The organism is Mycobacterium sp., assembly GCF_049673265.1.
Lineage (GTDB): Bacteria > Actinomycetota > Actinomycetes > Mycobacteriales > Mycobacteriaceae > Mycobacterium.
The window spans coordinates 1-1,719 of sequence record NZ_JBATXN010000593.1 but is presented as its reverse complement, the minus strand read 5'-3'; the positions used below and the strand labels follow the sequence as shown (position 1 = coordinate 1,719).

Genomic DNA, 1,719 nt, shown 5'->3' with positions numbered 1-1,719 from the left:
CTCCCGGCCCATGAGAGCAATATCACGGCGTTCATTCGGCCAGCTCGCCGCTGGGGCAAGCATGGTCGGCGCCGCCGGGCTGACGGCCGGGTGCGGCTCCAGGCAACAAGCCGGCCCGCCGTCCACGACGCCGTCGTCGGGCCCGGGTATCGGCTTCGTGCTATCCCACGAACAATTCAGCACTTCCCAACTCGTCGACCAGGCCCAGGCGGCCGAGCAGGCCGGATTCCGCTATCTGTGGGCCAGCGATCACCTTCAGCCGTGGCAGGACAACGAGGGTCATTCGATGTTCCCGTGGATCACGCTGGCGCTGGTAGGCCAACGCACCACGCAAATCCCGTTCGGCACCGGCGTGACGTGTCCCATCTATCGCTATCACCCGACCACTGTCGCGCAAGCGTTTGCATCGCTCGCGTTGCTCTATCCAAACCGGGTGTTCCTTGGCGTCGGGACGGGTGAGCGGCTCAACGAGCAAGCGGCCACCACCGATTTTGGGCCATACCAGGAGCGCCATGACCGGTTGGTCGAAGCCGTCGCGCTGATCCGGCAGCTGTGGAGCGGTCAGCGAATCTCGTTCCAGGGGCGTTACTTTCAGACCAATCAGCTCAAGCTCTACGACCCGCCGCCGTCGCCTCCGCCCATCTTCGTCGCCGCGGGTGGCCCAAAGAGTGCCCACCTGGCCGGCCAGTACGGCGACGGCTGGATTAGCGAGGCCAGCGGCATCAAAGACCAAAAGCTGGTGGCCGCCTTCAACAAGGGTGCGCAGGAGTCGGGCCGAGAGCCGGGCAAGCTGGGTAAGCGAGCCGAGATGTTCGCCGTCGTCGGCGGCCAGAGCGAAATCGCCCGCGCCGCAGAGCTGTGGCGGTTCACCGGGGGCGCCGTCGACCAACCCAATCCCGTCGACATCCAGCGCGCAGCGCAAGCCAATCCCGTGGATAAGGTCATCCACGGTTGGACCACCGGCACCGATGCCGCCACCCACATCGCGGCGGTGCAGGCGGTTCTGGACGCCGGTGCGACACCGTTCATGCATTTCGCACAACGCAATCCGCTTGCCGCGATTGACTTTTACCGCACAGCGGTGCTGCCGCGGTTACATTAGCGGTCGCGTCAGCTCAGCACGGCGTTGAGGTAAGTCATGTTGGCGAACGCCGTCGCGACATGATCTTCGGGGTAGACGAAGCCGTTAGCGGCATGCAGCTGGGCGATCTCGCGGTGCGAAACCTGCCAGCCATGCCGGGTCAGGTGTTCAATGATGTGGCTGCGCTCGAAGTGGTAGACCAAGTCGTTGAAGTCGATATCGAATCCGAGCTCACTGATCCGATCGTGATGAGTCCGATAACGCGGGTCGGTGAAAATCCTTGTGTCAGGGACAAATTCGCAGGCCAATCGGCTTTGGGGCGCGCTTAACGCGGTGACGTTGTTGAACAAGCCGTCCTGCGCCTCGGGCGGCAGATAGACCAGTAATCCCTCGGCACTCCACACCGAGGCGGTCTGCGGCTCAAAGCCCGCGGCCTGCAGGGCTGCAGGCCAATCGTCGCGCAAATCAACAGCAACAGTTCGACGCTCGGCCGTTGGCTCTGCACCAAGCCGGCTCAGCGTCGAGGTTTTGAAATCGATGACGGTCGGCATGTCGACCTCGTAGACGACGGTGCCTTCCGGCCAGGGCAGGCGGTAAGCGCGCGCGTCCAAGCCCGCCGCGAGGATGACCGCCTGGCG

General features: G+C 64.2%; 2 protein-coding genes. One reads left to right on the top strand and one right to left on the bottom strand.

Annotation, left to right across the window (positions count from 1 at the left end; genetic code table 11):
- Positions 1-10 precede the first annotated feature (10 nt).
- Positions 11-1,102, top strand: coding sequence for a F420-dependent hydroxymycolic acid dehydrogenase (locus WBF82_RS20095; RefSeq protein ID WP_424384690.1), 1,092 nt, complete (start codon positions 11-13; stop codon positions 1,100-1,102).
- Between the two features lie 8 nt (positions 1,103-1,110).
- Here WBF82_RS20095 and WBF82_RS20090 read toward each other — a convergent pair.
- A partial coding sequence (locus WBF82_RS20090; RefSeq protein WP_424384689.1) for an SAM-dependent methyltransferase occupies positions 1,111-1,719 on the bottom strand: 609 nt, incomplete at its 5' end.

What these genes read in the sequence shown, in the direction of transcription:
- WBF82_RS20095 (WP_424384690.1), top strand. Translation starts at nt 11, where the DNA reads ATGAGAGCAATATCACGGCGTTCATTCGGCCAGCTCGCCGCTGGGGCA.